The organism is Pedobacter sp. BG31, from assembly GCF_042464845.1.
GTDB lineage: Bacteria > Bacteroidota > Bacteroidia > Sphingobacteriales > Sphingobacteriaceae > Pedobacter > Pedobacter suwonensis.
Map to the genome: position 1 here is coordinate 1 of NZ_JBHNZK010000028.1, position 19,307 is coordinate 19,307.

Here is a 19,307-nt window from a genome sequence, read left to right on the forward strand (position 1 = left end):
AGAATATATAACCTACTACAACAACGATAGGATCAAACTCAACCTAAACGGAATGAGCCCGATAAAATACCGGGCTCATCATATTAATTAATTTTTAACTTTGTCCAACTTTTCGGGTTCAGTTCAATTTAATTCGGGACTTTTCTTTTTTTATCTACCTCTACTCACCCTGTAAGGCTTTTGCGGCGGGTTTTTGAAACTTCTTTTGCCTGCAGTACTAATTTCTGGTGCACCAAGCATGGTCATGGCACAACGGAAACCTACTTCAGCCGATGATTCATCTTGTTGCATAAAACGACGCGTTGCAGGGTTTAACCAGTAAGCCATATCATTCCATGAACCACCTTTATACACTCTTGATTTATCGTTTACCAGTGTTACACCTTCCTCATTTAACAACGTATTTTGTCTGTCGCGATAGCCTCTTTGATCGGCCTGATAACTGGTTGATGCTACCGGCGATTGTGGATCAGTCGATTTGGAAATCGAATCAGCACGTTTCGCTTGTGCCTGTTTTTCGGCCCAGGTTTGTTTTCTTCCGGAGTAGGCATTTTCTTTAATCGGATTACCGTATTTATCCAACGCAATTTTTCCACTTTGTGGGTCTGCTAACTTTTTGTTGGTAAAATAGTTACCACGGTAAGGGTTAAATGCATCAGCATCGGTAAAAGTACCCGTTCTGTAAACATCATTTACCCACTCGTTTACGTTTCCTGCCATATTATATAAGCCGAAGTCGTTTGGCGCGTATTGAATAACCGGAACTGTTAAATCTCCTTTATCGTTCAATGAACCGCCAACCCCCATATAATCTCCAGGCGCTCTTTTAAAGTTCGCCTGAATCATACCTCTGGTTTTCTTTTTGGCAGAACTAACACCTAAGCCATTCCATGGGTAAATTTTATTCTGATTGATATTCTCATATTCCGTATTACCAATTAAACCCAAAGCAGCATATTCCCACTCAGCCTCAGTTGGTAGGCGGTACGGCTGCATAATTACCCCATCTTCTAAAGTAGCAGTTCTCCTTGGCTGGTTATTTTTACCCGTACCTCCTGTCGTTCCACCAGCTGTGGTTGTGGCAGCACCAGCTTTAGTATTATAATCAATAAACGCATTTCTGCCTTTATCATCGTACTGGCCATTTAAATAGGCATCTGTATTGAAAGGTTTATCGGGTCTGGGTGTTGCAGGGTCGCCAGCTTTAGCTTTTCCGTTGCCGGCAAGCGTTTTATAATCAGTTAAGATTCCTTTTTCACGTAAAATAAATTCGTTAGCTCTTGAAGTTCTCCATTCACAATAACGTGAAGCCTGTTCCCAGGAAACACCCACTACAGGGTAATCACGGTAAGCAGGGTGTCTTAAATAATTATCTACATACGGTTCATTATAAGATAATGCCTGGCGCCAAACTAAGGTGTCAGGAAGCTCATTATAATAATACTCTTGATCTTCAGGATAATTGTACCTGATCCAGTGAAGGTATTCTAACCAGTCGGTATTTGATACCTCAGTTTCATCCATATAAAAAGATGGTACGGTTACCTGTCTTTTATAATTATAAATATTGGGCTCAACACCTGGTACTTCAATGGCACTACCGCCAACAACTAAAACCCCGCCCTCAATCGGAATTAAACCAGGGCCTGGTGCCCTTTTATATTGGGTAGCTACTGCAAAAGCACCAGATTGGTTGTTTTTGCTTTTCCTATTTGCATAAGGAATGCCTGTTTTGCTGGAACTCGCGCTTTTTGAGCTACAACCCGAAAGGACGACGGCTAATGACAAACAGGTAAAAGAATATAGTATTAGTTTTTTCATAAGAAGCGACTGGATATAACCTAATGGCCTTTTAACCGATAAAATTAAACAAATTTTAACTGAATATATAAATAATGTAGGAATAAAAATAGCTAATATTTTTTGATCGAATAACGTGTTACTTTAAATTTATGGCTATGTATTTTTTTTAAACGAAATTATCGTTAAATAATTATAAATAAGCAAGATAAAATTATTGGCTGGTAACTTTACAGGCTTTTATAAGTTGTATAAAGTTTATCATATTATCTATTGATCACGAATACAAGATACGATTGAAGCAACTTATGATAAACATCACAAATAAATTAATGTTTAAATACATGCTGAAATAAGCCACATTTAGTTTTTAACGTTTCAGCTCTAAAGCCGGTTTGATGAGGATATTCTTTGAAACGACTGATAACTTGTCATTTTGCTAAGTGCTTATTGGTTTTATACTTACAGTTTAGTTACTACCACCCATATGTAAAAATCGTATGTTTAATTAGTAAATAATCATAGAATTCGTATTTTGGTGAAATATAAGTTTTGGTTTTACGTTACTGATATATTCTCCAGTGATTATTCAATACCAAAATCTAAAATTACGTACCTTTAAAAGGATGAATTTCAAGTACATTAGTAAACTTGCTTTTTCTGCACTCTCAATGGCATTGGTGTTTGGTAAAACAAATGCTCAGGTAACCATAGGTAATACCCAAACAAACGGTAGTGAAGCAAACAACATTGTAACAGCAGTTCCATTTCTGCTCATTACTCCCGATGCCCGTGCTGGTGCAATGGGTAATGCCGGCGTAGCCATAGCAGGTGATGTAAATTCATCCAGTATCAATGCTTCTAAACTTGCTTTTCTGGATAAACCTTACGGATTTTCTGTGTCTTATAGCCCATGGTTAAAAAGTTTGGTACCAGATATTAATCTTGCCTATTTAAGCGGCTTTTACAAGCTTGACGATCGCAATACCATTGGTGCATCTTTAAGATATTTTTCGTTAGGATCTATTCAGCTTACCGATATTAACCAACAGGATCTTGGGATCGCCAATCCTAACGAACTCGCTTTTGATGTTTCTTTCGCGCGTAATTTTGGTAAGGAGTTTTCGCTGGGCACTTCGTTAAGGTATATTTACTCGAATTTGGCTTCCGGTCAGTTTTCTTCTTCCGGACAGGTGCGCAGTGGGAATGCTATAGCAGTTGATGTTTCTGGCTTATATAAAACAGCCACCATATTATTTGGGAGGCAGGCCGTGCTTTCTGCCGGAGCCAATATATCCAATATCGGAACAAAGATGAGTTATTCAGATGGCGGAGAAAATTTCTTTTTACCTACTAATTTTAAAATTGGCGGCGCATCTACATTTACGGTAGATGATTTTAGTACGCTAACCTTTGCGCTTGACTTTAACAAATTACTGGTACCCACACAACCTATATACGATTCAAACAACAACATTGTAAGCGGAAAAGATCCGAACCGATCGGTACCTGCCGGAATTTTTGGTTCATTTAGCGATGCACCGGGTGGTTTTAGTGAAGAATTAAAGGAAGTCGGGATTTCGACAGGTCTCGAATACTGGTATAATCAACAGTTTGCGGTTAGGGCAGGTTACAACTATCAGAGCCCGATGAAAGGTGACAGCCGGTATTTTACCTTAGGGTTGGGGTTAAAATACAATGTTTTTAATATCGATTTCTCTTATTTAATTGCAAATGCACAAACTAGTCCGCTTGCAAATACCCTACGTTTTGGTCTATTGTTTAACTTTGGCGAAAATAAAGCAAAAGATAAATAAGATTAAAGCAAAATAAACATGAAAATTAGAGTAGGTTTCGGATTTGATGTACATCAGTTAAAAGATCAACATCCTTTTGTTGTCGGCGGTGTTACCTTAGAACACCATAAGGGTGCTTTTGGACATTCGGATGCAGATGTTTTACTTCATGCCATTTGCGATGCGCTTTTAGGTGCCGCTAACCTTCGTGATATTGGTTTTCATTTTAAGAACACAGATGATAGATGGAAAGGCATCAGCAGTTTAATCCTGCTGAAAGAAACCGTAAAACTACTGGCTGAAAAAGGCTGGCGGATCGGAAATATCGATGCCATGCTTTGTTTAGAAGCACCAAAAATTAACCCCCATATTCCCGCCATGCAACAAAACATTGCTGATGCAACGGGAATTTCTACGGAAGATATCTCGATAAAAGCAACCACCAATGAGCAGATGGGCTTTGTTGGTAGGGAAGAGGGCGTTGTTTCTTATGCCGTTTGCTTAATTGAGAAGTAAAAAAATCTTTTCTGGTTATAACTGAAGAAGTCAAGTTTACAGCGCAGCAGCTTTTGAAACTTGACTTCTTTTTAGACCGGGATTTTGTTACGCTACCTGTTCCTTAACATTCCCTGTTCTTTTTATGGTTCCCCAGGTTTCCAACTCACCTTTAATCGCTTTTCTGAACGAACGGAATAATACCACATACATCAACTGTCTCCAGAAAAAACGCTGAGGGAAAATGTAAAGTAAATTGGTGTACTTTTCTTTCTCCATCTTAAAAGCAATTGCTGCAAAAATCATATCCACAAAGATGAAGATAATATAATAGTAAAGTACCTGGCCAAACCCGTTATGAAGGCTTAAAATTCCTGAAAATCCGGTTAGTGTTAAATTATTAATAGCGCTTAATGAAAACAGACCGCTAATTAAAGAAATAAGCATAAAAAGATCGGCAAGCGGGGAAAACAATGGTAAAATGATTTGATAAATCAGGATATTTGGCATTCCTACCATCCCAAAATAACCGTATTTTTTGTTTAGCAATGTTTTTCTGTTTTTCCAGAAGCTTTGCATTACTCCGAAACTCCAACGGAAACGTTGTTTTAGCAGCATGTTTACCGTTTCCGGAGCTTCTGTATAGGCAATTGCTGCATCACAGTTTTTAACTTTATACCCAGCCCTTAAAATCCGCATGGTTAAATCACAATCCTCTGCAAGGGTATCAACAGTAAAACCACCAATTTCTAAAACCACCTTTTTTCTAAAGGCTCCTATCGCCCCTGGCACTACGGTAATCGTATTTAGCAAATCGAAAGCCCTTCTGTCCATGTTTTGGGCTGTAATGTACTCTATCGATTGCCATTTGGTGATGATGTTGTTGGCATTTCCAACTTTTACGGTTCCTGCTACAGCTGCTATTTTATCGCTATAGAAATAGCGCATCAGTTCGGTTACCGCATCATTTTTTAATTGTGTATCAGCATCAATACAGACTACAAATTCAGCAGTAGCTTTTGAAATGCCATAATTTAATGCAGACGCTTTGCCACCATTTTCTTTACAGAAAACCTTTACCTGGGGATGGCTGCCAAAATGTTCGTTCACCATTTGAAAGGTTTTATCTTTTGATCCATCATCAACAAAAATCAATTCAAAATCAGGATAGGTAGTTTTTAACAAACTATTGATGGTTTGAACTGCAGTTACTTCTTCATTGTAGGCCGGAATAATAATGCTTACTTTTTCTGAAGGATGCTGTACTAATTTACCGGTATTGCGTTTTGCTCTTTTTCGCTGTCTGATTGCTAAATAGGCGATAAATAGGGTTCTTAAAATAGCCAGTACAATGGCAACAGAAAAAATAATATTTAAAATGATGTTGCCGTAATAGAAAAAATTGATGAAAAAGTAGTCTCCTGAACCTGAAAAGCCACTGTTTGCAGTAGATTTTACGGCGGGCATGAGCTCTGATCTTTTTTTGCCCATCAAATCGCCCACGGTAGTAAAGGTGTAACCTTTGTTTTTAAAGAATTTTATAATCCGGGGTAGGGCTGCAACAGTAGCTTCACGGTTTCCGCCAGCATCGTGCAGTAAAAGGATATTGCCGTTATTTTGCTGTTTTACCACCTCATTAAAAATCTGATCGGCAGTTTTGCCAGGCTCCCAATCTTCCGGATCGATATACTCTCCAATGTTGATGTAGTTCTCTTTACGGCTTTGTGCTACCGGTAAAATCTCTGAGATGTTTTGTGGCTCGGCATCGGCATTAAATGGTGCACGGAACAAAATGGTGCTGTGTCCGGTAACGGCTTCAATTAGCCTGCGGGTTGCATTCAGCTCAAATTTCACCCTTTTAGGGCCGATGGCCGACATATCAGGATGGAAAAAGGTATGGTTTCCAATTTCGTAACCATCATTATATTCCTGCCTTAATAACTCCATATTTTTTTCGGCCATCACGCCGACTACAAAGAAACAGCCAGGTACTTTTTCCCGTTTCAAAATATCCAGTACCTGCGGTGTATAAACAGGATCGGGGCCATCATCAAAAGTTAAAGCAATTTTTTTATCGGCCTCTCCAAACCTTTTAATCACGTATTGCTCTGGAAGCCTGGTATATTTTTGATCGGCAATGGAGAAATCTTCTTTATTTAAAGTGAATTTTACGCTGCCTGGTTTAGGAGTAGAAATGAGGTCCAATATTTCACCATCACCCAAATAGGAGATTCCCCCCATATTTAACGAAGCAATTTTGCGTAAGTCGAATGGTTTTTGCTTTAACGTATCCAAACTTAAGTCGTTAGAAATAAACGACCACAAACGTTTATCTTCCGAACCTAAACGCCATAAAGCTACACCGGCAATATCCCAGTCATCAGCTTTGCGGATTAAATTAAAATAGGTAGCTGCATCGGTAAAATACACTTCGTGTTCAATTCCGCTTCCATCATTGTAAGTATAGTTTAAATTGGCAGAGGCGGGATCGTAGTTTATCTTGCTTTTATAAGTAACCGCTCTTGTCATCGCCTGCTCATAGGTAACCGGTTCTCCAATGCTATTTTTTGGCCAATCGTAACCGTAGCAAGCCAGTGCAAGGATTACTTTGTCAGCATCAACTTTATTGCAGATGTCATCAAGCTTTTCCTCAACCCATTCCTGATGCGAAATATCGCCGGCGTTACTTTGTTCGGTATGCTGATCATAAGCCATTAACACAAGGTAATCGTTATACTTTTGAAGAATTTCAGGCTTATAATCATCATTTTCTGGTGAAATATCCTGAGATACGATCAGTTTTTCAGCGTGGAACTGTGTATAAAGATTCTTCATGAAGGCGTTAAAACTATCACTGTTTTGAAGGTTGAGTTCCTCAAAATCTATATTGATTCCACTATAGCCGTATTTTTTGGTTATTGCGATGAGGTCGTAAATCAATTTTTGCTGTGCTGGCTGATCAGTTAACAATCTTCTTACCGCTGCACCATCCCAATGGTCTTTATTATAATTTGAAACCACTGCAAGAGCCGATTTTTTACCGGCATGTATCACATTTAAAGCCGCAGTATCAACTTTGTTTACAATAGAATCGCCATTCAAAAAAAACGATTCTGTAGCAACCATATCCAGGTGGCTGATGTTGCGTTTTAAATCCGATATAGATGATTCTTTACTTGCTGCCCAGCTGACATAAAAAGCCATGTTAATGCGCTTATTATTGCCATGATGGGTTAAAATACGGCGTTCACGGTCTTTTTTGATTTTTTGCAACTTTGATTTTTCGATGGTAAAATCTTTATACCGTTGTGATTTTTTTAACCTCTCTAACTGTTTTTGTGTTAAAGGTGTATTCGTATTGATAAATGGCAAACTAGGTGCCTGTACTGAAGACAGTGTGTACACGACACAAATGATTGCGACAATGAAGACTACAAAAAACGTACGGCTTACCCAGGTAAATGCGTGCCAGCGCGTTTTAGTCTCAGTTTGAAATATTTGTTTTCCGGACATTTTTCTTTCCTGATTTATTAATCAAATGTCACTAACGAATATGAAGATTGGATGAATGATTTTAAATTAAAGCGCGGTGAAATTAGATCGTTAGTTCTACTCTAATATACTAATTTAAGTCGTCATTGTCGCTCATGCGGGAGTCTTAAAACACTTGCATTACGATTTATTCATGAGTTTCTTTTTCTCCAGTGATCGCCCATGCTAAGTATTAAAGGCCAGTTTTTTATCAAAAAATTAATTAGGGCCGGGTTTCTAGGTTTTGGAAATGAAAGGGCAGCTTTTCATCGGAGTATGCAGGCCTGCTGTTCGCTGTAGCCCTCATTCTTCGGGGCTGCCGCTACCATCAGGTTTATAAACATCGTTTGTGCACCCTGTAAAGCGTTAAAATAAATACTGTCTGTGCCTATAACCATGAATGCAGCGGTACCGTGCAGGGCAACGGAGTTCCGATTCTTCGGGAAAGCGTACAAGCCTAACGCAGGAACTCCGTGCTTGCACAGACATTGCGCCCCAAAGAAGATAAAACTACCCGTTTTATTTGGAAATGAAAGAATAGCTTTTTATCACAGTATGCGATTCCGCTATTCGTTCCAGACGATGAAATCGGCTCCACCTTTATCGCCTGCCTGCTGCAGGCAGGGGGTTCTCATCAAAGGTATTGTGCCTGTAATATGCTTTTAAAATTATCTCTTAAATACAGAAAAAAAGCCGGCAATTTTATGGAAAATTGCCGGCTTTTAGTCCGTGTTAAAATAGTCTGAGGTAACAATGATCAGTTTACTCTTCTAAATAACCAAATCTACCGTGATTGTAATCTTCAATGGCCTGATGAATCTCAGCCTGGGTATTCATTAAAAATGGGCCATATTGTGCAATAGGCTCGTCTATCGGCGCTCCGCTCAATATTAAAATCACACTATTTTCCAGGGCTTCGATTTTAATCATTGTGCCTTTGTTGCCAAAGTGGACAAAATGATCTGCCGCAGCTGTTTCCGATCCATTTATTTTAATCGAACCCTCAATTACCATAAATCCGGTGTTATAATGCTCGGGAAAATTAAAAGTTGCCTGGCCACATTTATTTAAGCGGGCATTATAGAGTTCTATAGGGCTAAAAGTGGTTGCATTACCTTTTATACCTTCATAATTGCCTGCTATAATCTCAATTTTTCCTCCATCTTCGGGGACATCAAAATGAGCCATGTCTGCCTGTTTAATGGCTTGATAACCAGGTTTCCCCATTTTATCCTTGGCGGGCAGGTTAACCCAGAGCTGAACCATTTGAAATGGGCCACCAGTTAAGCTGTAATTGGTTTCGTGGTATTCTTTATGTAAAACACCGCTTGCTGCAGTCATCCATTGTACATCACCGGGATAAATTACCCCACTATTTCCATAGCTATCGTGATGCGCAACCGCACCATGATAGGCAATTGTTACGGTTTCGAAACCACGATGCGGATGAACGCCAACCCCCCTTGGTTCTTTCCTCGCCGAGAATTGGATCTTCGAGCCATAATCCATCAGGAAAAAAGGACTCATATTGATCTGATAACCGCCTGGAAAAAAATTGTGTACCCTAAATCCATCACCAACCATGTGTGGCGCAGGAGCTTTGAGTACTTTTTCTATTTGTTTTGTTTCCATGATTGGAACCTTTCAGTTATGCGTTTGGCGTTTTGCGGAATTACGCTAATCGCCAAACGCCTATCGCTTATACACTTTTCACAAACTGTAATTCGCCTAAAATGCGCACTTCTTCACTTACCATTACGCCACCGGTTTCTAATGCTGCATTCCAGGTTAAACCAAAATCAGAGCGGTTAATTTTTCCACTTAAGGTAAAACCTGCTTTGGTATTGCCCCATGGGTCGGTAGCAATGCCACCAAATTCTGCAGTTAATTTTACGGGTTTGGTTTCGCCCTTAATAGTTAAATCACCTTTAACGATATAATCGCTGCCATCTTTTTCTACTGAACTGGATTTAAATTCAACGTGGGCAAATTTTTCAGCGTCGAAAAAATCAGCACCTTTTAAATGGTTGTCGCGATCAGTGTTCCCGGTATCAAGCGAACCGATATCACCTTTGAAAGAAATCTCCGCATTTTCGAACTCATCACCTTCAGACAATAATTCTGCTGAGAAAGATTTTAAACTACCGGTTACAGTAGTAATCATTAAGTGTTTTACTTTAAATTGTAATTCGCTGTGGGTTGGATCTAATGTCCATTTTGTAGTTGCCATATCTTTTGTTTTTGAGGTTTTTAATATTAACAACACAAAAGTATAACATAGGTTTTTACTGCATATTGATGTATGGTAAGTAATTGGAAATGATTGAATGATAGGTGGATTTGAGATAATGTTGAAGGGTTGGCCGCTTAAATTTAATTAAAGCATTCACTCATTCACCACCCACTCGTTCAAAATTGTCTACGGTCTGAAATGTTTGTTCGCCAGTTCCTTCCTTACGCGACTTAATGATTCGGGGGTAATGCCCAGATAAGATGCAATCATCCACTGTGGTACGCGGAGCGTAAGGTTAGGATAAAGTTTAATGAAATCGAGGTATCTTTCTTCAGCGGTTGCGCTAAGCAGCATATTAATGCGCTTCTGCATAAAGCGGATCGAATTATTGAGTAGTTTAATCTGCATGGGCTGCAAGCATGGTACTTGCCTGGCTGCTTCTTCCATGAAATTGTTAGGCATTAAAACGGCTTCAGTTGCTTCTATGGCATCGATGAAAAATATTGAGGGCTCGTTATTCATGTTATTGCGGTCTGATACCAGCCAGTTTTCGGGTGCGAACTGAAGGATGTGTTCTTTACCTTTCGCATCAATTGAATAGGCACGTAATAAACCTTTGCCTACAAAATATCCATGTTTAAAATTATCGCCTGTATATTGAACGATTTCGTTTTTCTCAAATTTTTTAATTTTTAAAACAGACGATATGCTTTCGAACTGTTCATCAGTTATTTCTATTTTTTCCTGTAAGTATTTTTGAAACTGACGAATCATAAAGTTGAGGTGTTATTTTTTTACGGGCTTAATATCGGAAAAATCTACTCCACATTTGCAATTGCCACCACATCCATCTTTTTTTACCTGCAAAGATTTAAAAACCAAACGGCCAACATATACTAATGCTACCGCAAAAAGTAAAAAGACTAAAATCGTTTGAATATCCATAATACAAATATAAGGTCTTTGAGTAGTATGGCGTTCAGATGAATGTAAATTATTGTCATGCCGCTACTAACCGCAAAGTACGCAGAGGTTTTCGCAAAGGGCGCTATTGTGCTTTTACCACAGAGGAAACGGAGTTTTATACAGAGCGGTATTTTTATGCGTAGTTTTTTTTAAACCGCAAAGTAGGCAAAGCTTTTCGCGAAGAGCGCCATTGTGTTTTTACCACAAAGGGAACGGAGTTTTCCACAAAGAGCAGAGAGGTATTGTTATGCATGGTTTATTATTAACCGCAAAGTAAACGAAGGTTTTCGCAAAGGGCGCTAAGTTTGTTTTTACCACAGAGGAAACGGAGTTTTACACAGAGCGGTTTTTATGTATATGCATGGTTTATTATTAACCGCAAAGTACGCAAAGCTTTTCGCGAAGAGCGCCATTGTGTTTTTACCACAAAGGTAACGGAGTTTTCCACAAAGAGCAGAGAGGCATTGTTATGCATGGTTTATTATTAACCGTAAAGTAAACGAAAGTTTTCGCAAAGGGGCTATTGTGTTTTTACCGCAGAGGAAACGAAGCTTTTACAGAGAGCAAAGAGCGGTTTTGTGTGTCTACATGATTTATAGTAGCAATGCTAACATATTCTCTTTGACACCTTTGTGCCTTTCTTTGCGTACTTTTCGGTTAAAACGCAGAATTATTCCATGAAACCTACAGTGCCCCCAACCCAATCGAAATCGGCATTGTAGCGCACGCCGATCATTTTACCGCGGCTAAGACGGGCAAGATTAATGCAAAGCTGGGGTTCACCACCATCCGGCCACAAATACATCATCCTGATTTCGGCTTTTACACCACCATCCGGCGATTGTACCGCAGGTTCATAATTTACTTTCCGCTGTAAAATCCAGTTTTCAGGATCTTTGATATTGGCAATGTCCGTTTCAGTTACATCAATAATAACGCCCATGCCGGCGAAAGAAAATAAAGGTTTAAGCACATAGTTTTCTAACTCGGTGGGTAGTTTTTCTATTTTGTTTAAAAAGCGTGTTTCAGGTACAAACTCACTTTTGAGGAAAGGCATGGTGAACTTACTGATCCGATAAAACCAATTGGGATGCGTTACCCATTCCACTTCGAGTTCCTCACGCGGATCGAAGCTCTTTTTGAAGATTTCGGCGTTATTGGCTACTTCATCAAAGATCAGGCGGTTATAAATTCTTTTTAACTGGATTTTTTTACCATCTTCTTCGTAAAAGAGCCTTTTGCCTTCTTTTTTAATTTCTTCCAATGCCAAAATTTTAATGCCAAGCATTTTTTTGGTCACAAAAAAATCAATGGCTGTCTTCTGATTTGGGGCATCAACATCCATTAGCGCCACTTCTTCGGGTTTGTGCTGGCCAATAATAACTTCTTTGAGTAAGGCGATGTATTTATCTTCAGTAAAACCGTTTAAGAAATGGTTCACGGAATCATCAATGTCAAAACTACTTTTAAAAGTTTTTGCCAGGTGATGTTGAAAGCCATACAGGGAAGGAAATCCTTGCATTTCGATCAACATTGGCGTAAGTTCCCCAGCCTGATTTTTGCATATGCCGAAATCAAAAGTTAAAAAATGTGGCTGGTCATTTTCATTAGGTACGTTCCATTCGGATGGGATTGCCTTTTGCGTAAGTGCTTTAAAGTTAGGTTGCTTAATCAGTTTTATGATTTCTTCACCAGCCGCAATTAACTTTTCTTTTAAAGATTTTGGAACAAAAACAGGCGTTTCTGCCACCCGAAACGGAATTTCCGGATAACTGCTTTGCAGTTGAGCGAGGAAATTTTGGTATTTCTTATTAGTGAATTGTTGATTGTATTTTTGGCGTTGGGCAGGTATCATAGGTTTTTATTTACACGTATTTCATAGATTTCTCCGTTTCAGTCGAAATGACGGATACATGCGAAAGATTGCTTCACGCATGCGCTCAATCCATTTCTTCAGTTCGCAACGACAGCTGTTTTTGCAAATTCCCAACGGCTTTTTTTAAAAAATTAGGTAAGATAATACTTTGCGTTAATACAATCCTCGCCGGATCATCCAGACTGTTCAGCATATCCAGATACTTTTGTTCGCCGTGCATATCTACAATGGCTTTTTTCTTTTCTTCTTGTAGCAGGTACATTTTCATGCCCACCGGATCAGCCTCCGGGTGAAATTGCGTACCAATGATTTCATCAGAAAAGCGGATTGACATCATGCAGCGCTCCAAGTCGACATGTTTACGTTCTTTTTCAATGGCCAGCAATTTTGCGCTTTTTTTTTCAAAAGCGGCAAGATTTGGCTCTATAACCTGCCAGTCTCTGCTGTCTACCGAAAAAAAGGGGTTTGTAATGCCGTTAAAAACTTCGTCACTTTCTCCATCTTCAGTTAAGGTTACCGGGAAAATACCAAAAGCATTCGAGCGCCTTTCGGTTACGTTGCCCAGGTTATATTTTCTACAAGCCAATTGAAAGGAGTGGCAGATCAAAAAAGCAAATTTCTTTTTTTCTTCATGGGCCTGGTTAAATGCCTCAATCTGGTCGAGCAGATTAAAAAAAACATTTTCCCATTTTTCACCCTCGCTTTCGGTTGGGCTGCCCGGGCCACCGCTTGAAATATAAGCATCATAATCTATGCCTGGTATCTCTCCTTTTTGCCTTAAATCAAAAATATCGAAACTTAAATCAATATCGTTTTCCTTTTTAAAACGGGATAAGATTTCCTGAATTCCCCGGATGCCCTGGTTGGGTGCACCGTTATTCATGTCAATAACGGCTACTCTTAAGCTTCTTTTGTCCATCCTAAAATTACTTTGCGCCTATAAGTGTTTGATTAGTAATGTAATCTACCACCGCTTCAAAGCTACCAGTTTGCTGGTAAACGGCCAACTGCCGGTCAGCACCAGTACCGTGTTCCAATATTTTATGTACGTAATTAATATCATCTCGGCAGCCCAAATCATCCACTACATCATCCACAAAGTCCAATAATTCTAAAACAAGGTTACGGCAGTTTACTTCCATTTCTTTTCCAAAATCGATCAGGTTTCCATCAATTCCGTAGCGGGCTGCCCGCCATTTGTTTTCGTTAATCAATGCTCTTGAATAACTGATAAACTCCATGTTCTGTAAACGCAGTTTGTACAGTTTGGCACATAAGGATTGAAATAAGGCTGTAAGCGCCATCGTTTCATCTACTAACATCGGGCAATCGCAAATGCGGAATTCAACGGTATCAAAGAAAGGGTGCACGCGGATATCCCACCATATTTTTTTGGCGTTATCCATGCAATTGGTTTTGATGAGCAGTTTTACATAATTGTCATAATCTTCAATGCTGTTAAAAATATCAGGGATTCCGGTACGCGGAAATTTGTCGAAAATTTTAGTGCGGAAAGATTTATAACCAGTATTGCGCGATTCCCAAAACGGAGAATTGGTTGATAAAGCAAAAACGTGTGGTAAGAAATATCTCACCTGATTGGCAATGTGGATAGCCAGTTCGCGCGATTGGAAACCTACGTGTACGTGCAGACCAAAAATAAGATTGGAACGTGCAGCCTCCTGTAGTTCGTTCACAATTTCGTTGTAACGTGGATGTTCGGTAATCAGCTGCTTTTCCCAGTGAGAAAAAGGGTGTGTCCCCGCGGCTCCAATCCGCAGGCCTTGCTCTCCGGCCAGTTGAGAAACGGTATAACGCAATTGAGCAATTTCCTTGCGCGCTTCGGTAGTGGTACGGCAAATACCTGTTCCCACCTCTACCACAGCCTGGTGCATTTCTGCCTTAACCTGGTCTTTGTGTATTTTTTGTGCGGCTTCAACAATTTTTTGTTCGTGAGAAGTAAGTTCTCTGGTAACGGGATCAATTACCATGTATTCTTCTTCTATGCCCAGCGTAAACTCGTTCATCCTTTATTAATATAAATTAAATCCCCTTATTTTTTTACTGCAGCTTTTTTAGGTTTTGCAGTTGTTTTTTCTGTTGTTGCCGCTTTAGCCTTTTCAGTAGGCGTGGTTTTTTTTGCGGCGGTTGTTTTAGTTACCTTTGATTCAGCTTTAGCGATTAGAGGTTTGCCTTCAACTGACGATTTAATATATTCGCCCCAGGTTAAATTATCTTGTCCGTCTTTTTGTGCTTTGGCCCGTTCTATCGCATAGTTTGCTGTGGTTTCTACTACCCAATCAAAATTTTCCTGACCAACACTTTTAATGTCGGCATCTGGAGCCGGGTTACAGAAGTCGATAGCAATAGGTACTCCATTACGCACCGCGAACTCAACCGTATTGAAATCATATCCTAAATAGTTACATAGTTTTAAAGTATATTCTTCAACCGTTTTAAGCAATTTCGGATCTGGCGATTTACCCTCGGTTGCATACCGTAAATGATGTGGGTTGCGAGGGTCGTACTGCATAATGCGAACATGTTTGCCACCTATACAATAACACCTGAAATATTCTTCGAAAATAATCTCTTCCTGCAAAAGCATCACTAATTGCTGCGTGCCACTGTGTTTGTCAAAAAAATCTTCTTTATCATGAAGTTTATAAACATCTCTCCAGCCACCGCCATCGTAAGGTTTCATATAAGCCGGAAAACCCACATACTCAAAAATCGCATCCCAGTTTAAGGGCATTTCCAGGTTAGAAAATGATTCGGACGTTGTTCCCGTTGGATGTTCTCTGGAAGGGATCAAGGCCGTTTTAGGTACTGGAACACCAATCTGTTCGGCCAGGGCATTATTAAAAAACTTCTCGTCGGCACTCCACCAAAATGGATTGTTGATTACGGCAGTTCCTGTAATGGCAGCATTTTTTAATGAAGCGCGGTAGAATGGTACATCCTGCGAAATACGATCTATGATTACTGAATAACCCAGTGGTACATTCTGAAATATCTTATCGATTTTAACGGCTTCGGCAGTAATGCCCTTCTCTGCTTTTTGATTAATTCTTTCGATTACGGCTTCAGGAAAAGAGCGTTCCTGTCCAAATAAAATCCCTATTTTCTTCATAGTTTTAATTGTCTTTCAAAGGTGATGAGGCGATCATAAGCCTTTTTGTTGGTTATGCTTGTTTGCTCATGATGGTTACATTGGTAATTTTGTTTAATTGTTAACTGGTTAATCGGCTAATTGTTTGATGCTTTTAGCTAAATCGACTACAGACTCAAGACTCCAGACTAAGGACTAATCTATAGCTGTGCAATATAATCCGGAAACATTTCTCTCCAGATTGGCCAGTCGTGATCTGCGTTTTGTCTGATATCCAGCCAGTGGTTGATGCCCTTTTTATTTAGGATGTTAGATAAACGCTCATTATCTGCCCTGCACATATCGCGGTCGGTTGTACCTAAAACAATTTTCATGTAATGTAGCTCAGGATTACTGTTGTTCAATATGAAATCAATCGGGTTATTAAAATAAACATCATCATTGTAAAAACCGTCTAGCTGGCCCGTTATATCGAAAGCGCCACTCATGCTAAACATATGGCTAACCAGCCATGGATGCCTGAAAGCGAAATTTGCAGCGTGATAACCGCCAAAGCTGCAGCCAGCGGTAATTATTTTACTATGGCCGGTTTCGTGCCTGGCCAGCGGTGCTACTTCTTCCAATAAATATTTATCATACCAAATGTGGTTTTTAACCCTGTCGGCAGGATGAATACTTTTGTTGTACCAGCTCAGTTTGTCAATGCTATCCGGACAATAAATTTTAATTTTTCCTTCATTGATAAATCCCGCTACAGAATCGATCAATTTGAAATCCTTGTTTTCAAAATACCGACCCATACTTGTTGGGAACAGTAGGATAGGGATGCCACCGTGACCAAAGATGAGCATGTCGATTTCGCCACTTAAATTCGGGCTGTACCATTTCTTATGTTCTTCTTTAACCATAATACAAATTGAATGTTTAAGATATAAATTAAAATCTACAATAAGAATAGCTTCAATATTAAAAATGAATGAAATGATGTTGTGATTGTAAAAAATATCCTATGATAATTAATAGTTTATAGAGATTTGTACCTTTGCAGCCTAATGCTGAGGCGATAGCCATGTGATAGGGATCTTGATTATGAAGTACACCACCATTTTATCGGTAAAAGTTAATGCCACCAACTTTAAAATATCTTCAAATTATTTAAAACGTGAGGTAGAGATAGATATTTATACGCCCGAAGGTATTTTGGGTAATGAAAAAATAGAACTTCTTTTGTTAAACGATGGACAAGATGTGGCCAAGATGAATTTTAGTCAGATTTTGGAAGATGCGCATCATGCTAAAAGAAACCATAGGCTCATTGTGGTGGCCATTAAGGCATCAGACGATCGTTTAATGGAATATGGGGTTGCTGGTGTGCCCGATTTTAAAGGGCGTGGCGCAAAAGCAAACCTCTATGCCGATTTTGTAGTCAAAGAACTTTTGCCTTTTGTTAAAAAGAAAATTGCGATGCCGGTTACCGGTAAGGTGGGTTTCGCCGGATTTTCTCTGGGAGGCCTCTCTGCTTTTGATATTGCCTGGAATAATCCTGCTTCGTTTGATGTTGTCGGTGTTTTTTCAGGTGCATTTTGGTGGAGAAAAAAGGATTTAAATGATGGTTATACGGATGCTGACCGCATTATGCATCAGCAGTTGGAAAACACTTCCAGCAAGCCGGATATGAAATTCTGGTTGATGACCGGAACGGAAGACGAAGTTGCTGATCGGAATAAAAACTTAATTATCGATTCTATAGACGATACCATTGATGTGGTTAAAATCCTATTAAATAAGGGCTACAAAAGGCCTGATCATGTTTTTTACTACGAGAAAGTTGGCGGCAAACATAATGTACCTACCTGGGAAAGTGTGATGCCTGCTTTTTTAAACTGGGCATTTGAGGTTTAGTATATTATATCAAGTTCTATAATTTCTCTTGAATTTCGTCATCCTGAATTTATTTCAGGGTCTAATAAGTGGAAAGATGCTGACCACGTAGTAGCTACAAGACAATTGAAAATACTATTTCGACGTGTAGAATAAATTCAGCATGACGATTGATCTAGCAACGATGCTAAAAACAATTTTAAATTAACAGAGATGTGTCCACAAGATTGGCGCATGTAGGAGTCGTAATACAAGCGCTTTAAGATTCCCAATCGAGTGGGTATGACGATCGTTCGCATGGCTACTCATACTTCAAAAAAATACCTGTATCAAATATCGTCCATAAACAGCTTCGTTGTCCACAGCTTTTTAAAGCAGCATTAGCCCAGGTATTGCAGGTTTTGAAAATACTGTAACTTCCTTTGGCTTCATAAAAAGCGTCGCCAATATCATAATGAATGTTTGATTGAACAACAATTAAATGTCCTGAATCATCTTTTTTAAAGCTATTTAAAATATAGCGGACCAGCTGCTGGTATTGTGTTTTGCTGATCATGATTTTTATACAGTTCTCATCTTCCTTTATATTTTTATAATAAGTAGTGTGCATGGCCGAGGTGCTTAAGCCAGAAATTGCCAGTAGAGCGTTACTTAGTTTTAGGTCTGAAAATTCAGGAGTTTCCAGGTAAAACTGCTTATCGCCCCAGCCCATGGCCAGATAATGGTAACTACTGTCGGCCTTTAAACTGTTATGGTAAGGGATTTCTTTCGTCCAGTCAATTTCTGAGCTAACAGCCGGAACAATAATGTCGGTATGCACACCATTTGTCATCATGTATATGTCTACTTCCTTCGCATTTACAGGATTGGCATTTATTGTAATACGCGAGCAGCAGAATGCAGTGATGAAGTAAATCGCAATTAGTACACTAAAAATGATTAAAGATCTGCCTGTATACCTTAAAACCCTTTTGTTCATCCCAGCTTTATTGTTTCCATTAAAATCAACTGCATTTAAGTAACGAATTTACAGAATAACTATGCTAATCGATTTTATTGATGTTAATATCGAAAAACATGATTTTTTGCTCGTACAAGTTATCGCTATCTTGACAGCATGATAAAAGGATTGTTTGAAACGCATATCTATGTTGAAGATTTGGAAAGATCGATTGATTTTTACAGCAATGTTTTAGGATTAACGCAATGCCATTATGAAGCCGACCGCAGAATTGCTTTTTTCTGGATTGGCAAGCCGCAGGAAGCCATGCTGGGGATTTGGGAAAAGCCAAAAAAAGAAATTGATGTAAGGCACTTTGCATTTCGCTGTGAGGTGGATGATGTATTGAATAAATCAGTTCAGTTTTTGGAATCTAAAAACCTTCAGCCTTATAATTTTCTTAAGAGTGCCAATCATGATCCCATGGTTTTTGCATGGATGCCTGCTGTGGCCATTTATTTTAATGATCCTGATGGACATGCACTGGAGTTTATTGCCATTTTGAACGGAGAAGCCCGACCAGAACTGGGTGTGGTAACTTATCCGGATTGGTTAAAGCTAAACTTATAAATCGGAATTTATGGCTGTTATCTTAACGCATTAATTGTTCAAATTAA

General features: G+C 39.1%; 17 protein-coding genes. 5 read left to right on the forward strand and 12 right to left on the reverse strand.

Features of this window, described 5'->3' with window-relative positions:
- Nucleotides 1-7: 7 nt before the first annotated feature.
- Nucleotides 8-91 (forward strand): IS3 family transposase, encoded by an 84-nt coding sequence (locus tag ACFE6N_RS21905; protein ID WP_378938317.1) that lies wholly within the window; start codon nt 8-10, stop codon nt 89-91.
- 59 nt (nt 92-150) lie between these two features.
- Here the strand turns inward: ACFE6N_RS21905 and ACFE6N_RS21910 are convergent, their stop codons facing one another.
- Nucleotides 151-1,821 (reverse strand): SUMF1/EgtB/PvdO family nonheme iron enzyme, encoded by a 1,671-nt coding sequence (locus ACFE6N_RS21910; protein WP_378939998.1) that lies wholly within the window; start codon nt 1,819-1,821, stop codon nt 151-153.
- 605 nt (nt 1,822-2,426) lie between these two features.
- Between ACFE6N_RS21910 and porV the strand changes: the two genes are divergently transcribed.
- Together porV and ispF are read left to right on the forward strand one after the other, a co-directional pair.
- Nucleotides 2,427-3,617: a type IX secretion system outer membrane channel protein PorV gene (gene porV / locus ACFE6N_RS21915; protein WP_378939999.1), complete on the forward strand. Its 1,191-nt coding sequence runs from the start codon at nt 2,427-2,429 to the stop codon at nt 3,615-3,617.
- Between the two features lie 18 nt (nt 3,618-3,635).
- Complete coding sequence (ispF, locus tag ACFE6N_RS21920) at nt 3,636-4,112, forward strand: 2-C-methyl-D-erythritol 2,4-cyclodiphosphate synthase (protein WP_378940000.1); 477 nt, start codon at nt 3,636-3,638, stop codon at nt 4,110-4,112.
- 87 nt (nt 4,113-4,199) lie between these two features.
- Here ispF and ACFE6N_RS21925 read toward each other — a convergent pair whose 3' ends face one another.
- From ACFE6N_RS21925 to ACFE6N_RS21970, 10 genes are all read right to left on the reverse strand, one after another.
- Nucleotides 4,200-7,604 (reverse strand): glycosyltransferase, encoded by a 3,405-nt coding sequence (locus ACFE6N_RS21925; protein WP_378940001.1) that lies wholly within the window; start codon nt 7,602-7,604, stop codon nt 4,200-4,202.
- 780 nt (nt 7,605-8,384) lie between these two features.
- Nucleotides 8,385-9,254, reverse strand: a complete 870-nt coding sequence (locus ACFE6N_RS21930; protein WP_378940002.1) for a pirin family protein — start codon at nt 9,252-9,254, stop codon at nt 8,385-8,387.
- Nucleotides 9,255-9,321: 67 nt separating this feature from the next.
- Nucleotides 9,322-9,852, reverse strand: a complete 531-nt coding sequence (locus ACFE6N_RS21935) for a YceI family protein (RefSeq protein WP_145857456.1) — start codon at nt 9,850-9,852, stop codon at nt 9,322-9,324.
- Between the two features lie 189 nt (nt 9,853-10,041).
- Entirely contained in the window at nt 10,042-10,629 is a 588-nt protein-coding gene (locus tag ACFE6N_RS21940; RefSeq protein ID WP_090984360.1) for a Crp/Fnr family transcriptional regulator, read from the reverse strand.
- 12 nt (nt 10,630-10,641) lie between these two features.
- A complete protein-coding gene (locus ACFE6N_RS21945; protein ID WP_082458743.1) occupies nt 10,642-10,800 on the reverse strand; it encodes a FeoB-associated Cys-rich membrane protein in 159 nt (52 codons plus the stop codon).
- Nucleotides 10,801-11,491: 691 nt separating this feature from the next.
- Entirely contained in the window at nt 11,492-12,676 is a 1,185-nt protein-coding gene (locus tag ACFE6N_RS21950) for a hypothetical protein (protein WP_378940003.1), read from the reverse strand.
- Nucleotides 12,677-12,761: 85 nt separating this feature from the next.
- On the reverse strand, nt 12,762-13,616 hold the full coding sequence (locus tag ACFE6N_RS21955) for a type 1 glutamine amidotransferase (protein WP_378940004.1): 855 nt from the start codon (nt 13,614-13,616) through the stop codon (nt 12,762-12,764).
- A gap of 7 nt (nt 13,617-13,623) precedes the next feature.
- On the reverse strand, nt 13,624-14,724 hold the full coding sequence (locus tag ACFE6N_RS21960) for a carboxylate-amine ligase (RefSeq protein ID WP_090984348.1): 1,101 nt from the start codon (nt 14,722-14,724) through the stop codon (nt 13,624-13,626).
- 26 nt (nt 14,725-14,750) lie between these two features.
- Nucleotides 14,751-15,830, reverse strand: a complete 1,080-nt coding sequence (locus ACFE6N_RS21965; RefSeq protein ID WP_378940005.1) for a RimK family alpha-L-glutamate ligase — start codon at nt 15,828-15,830, stop codon at nt 14,751-14,753.
- Between the two features lie 179 nt (nt 15,831-16,009).
- Nucleotides 16,010-16,717, reverse strand: coding sequence for an esterase family protein (locus ACFE6N_RS21970; protein ID WP_090984346.1), 708 nt, complete (start codon nt 16,715-16,717; stop codon nt 16,010-16,012).
- Nucleotides 16,718-16,898: 181 nt separating this feature from the next.
- Here ACFE6N_RS21970 and ACFE6N_RS21975 point away from each other — a divergent pair, with 181 nt between their 5' ends.
- The gene (locus tag ACFE6N_RS21975; RefSeq protein WP_378940006.1) at nt 16,899-17,711 is read left to right on the forward strand and encodes an alpha/beta hydrolase; all 813 of its coding nucleotides are present in this window, start codon (nt 16,899-16,901) and stop codon (nt 17,709-17,711) included.
- 280 nt (nt 17,712-17,991) lie between these two features.
- Here ACFE6N_RS21975 and ACFE6N_RS21980 read toward each other — a convergent pair whose 3' ends face one another.
- Nucleotides 17,992-18,669, reverse strand: coding sequence for a TIGR02117 family protein (locus tag ACFE6N_RS21980; RefSeq protein ID WP_378940007.1), 678 nt, complete (start codon nt 18,667-18,669; stop codon nt 17,992-17,994).
- A gap of 138 nt (nt 18,670-18,807) precedes the next feature.
- Here ACFE6N_RS21980 and ACFE6N_RS21985 point away from each other — a divergent pair, with 138 nt between their 5' ends.
- The gene (locus ACFE6N_RS21985; protein ID WP_378940008.1) at nt 18,808-19,260 is read left to right on the forward strand and encodes a VOC family protein; all 453 of its coding nucleotides are present in this window, start codon (nt 18,808-18,810) and stop codon (nt 19,258-19,260) included.
- Nucleotides 19,261-19,307 lie beyond the last annotated feature (47 nt).

Coding starts and splice junctions, on each gene's coding strand:
- ACFE6N_RS21955 (WP_378940004.1), bottom strand. CDS start 13,616: ATGGACAAAAGAAGCTTAAGAGTAGCCGTTATTGACATGAATAACGGT.
- ACFE6N_RS21945 (WP_082458743.1), bottom strand. CDS start 10,800: ATGGATATTCAAACGATTTTAGTCTTTTTACTTTTTGCGGTAGCATTA.
- ACFE6N_RS21985 (WP_378940008.1), top strand. CDS start 18,808: ATGATAAAAGGATTGTTTGAAACGCATATCTATGTTGAAGATTTGGAA.
- ACFE6N_RS21965 (WP_378940005.1), bottom strand. CDS start 15,830: ATGAAGAAAATAGGGATTTTATTTGGACAGGAACGCTCTTTTCCTGAA.
- ACFE6N_RS21940 (WP_090984360.1), bottom strand. CDS start 10,629: ATGATTCGTCAGTTTCAAAAATACTTACAGGAAAAAATAGAAATAACT.
- ispF (WP_378940000.1), top strand. CDS start 3,636: ATGAAAATTAGAGTAGGTTTCGGATTTGATGTACATCAGTTAAAAGAT.
- porV (WP_378939999.1), top strand. CDS start 2,427: ATGAATTTCAAGTACATTAGTAAACTTGCTTTTTCTGCACTCTCAATG.
- ACFE6N_RS21935 (WP_145857456.1), bottom strand. CDS start 9,852: ATGGCAACTACAAAATGGACATTAGATCCAACCCACAGCGAATTACAA.
- ACFE6N_RS21950 (WP_378940003.1), bottom strand. CDS start 12,676: ATGATACCTGCCCAACGCCAAAAATACAATCAACAATTCACTAATAAG.
- ACFE6N_RS21975 (WP_378940006.1), top strand. CDS start 16,899: ATGAAGTACACCACCATTTTATCGGTAAAAGTTAATGCCACCAACTTT.
- ACFE6N_RS21980 (WP_378940007.1), bottom strand. CDS start 18,669: ATGAACAAAAGGGTTTTAAGGTATACAGGCAGATCTTTAATCATTTTT.
- ACFE6N_RS21960 (WP_090984348.1), bottom strand. CDS start 14,724: ATGAACGAGTTTACGCTGGGCATAGAAGAAGAATACATGGTAATTGAT.
- ACFE6N_RS21930 (WP_378940002.1), bottom strand. CDS start 9,254: ATGGAAACAAAACAAATAGAAAAAGTACTCAAAGCTCCTGCGCCACAC.
- ACFE6N_RS21910 (WP_378939998.1), bottom strand. CDS start 1,821: ATGAAAAAACTAATACTATATTCTTTTACCTGTTTGTCATTAGCCGTC.
- ACFE6N_RS21925 (WP_378940001.1), bottom strand. CDS start 7,604: ATGTCCGGAAAACAAATATTTCAAACTGAGACTAAAACGCGCTGGCAC.
- ACFE6N_RS21970 (WP_090984346.1), bottom strand. CDS start 16,717: ATGGTTAAAGAAGAACATAAGAAATGGTACAGCCCGAATTTAAGTGGC.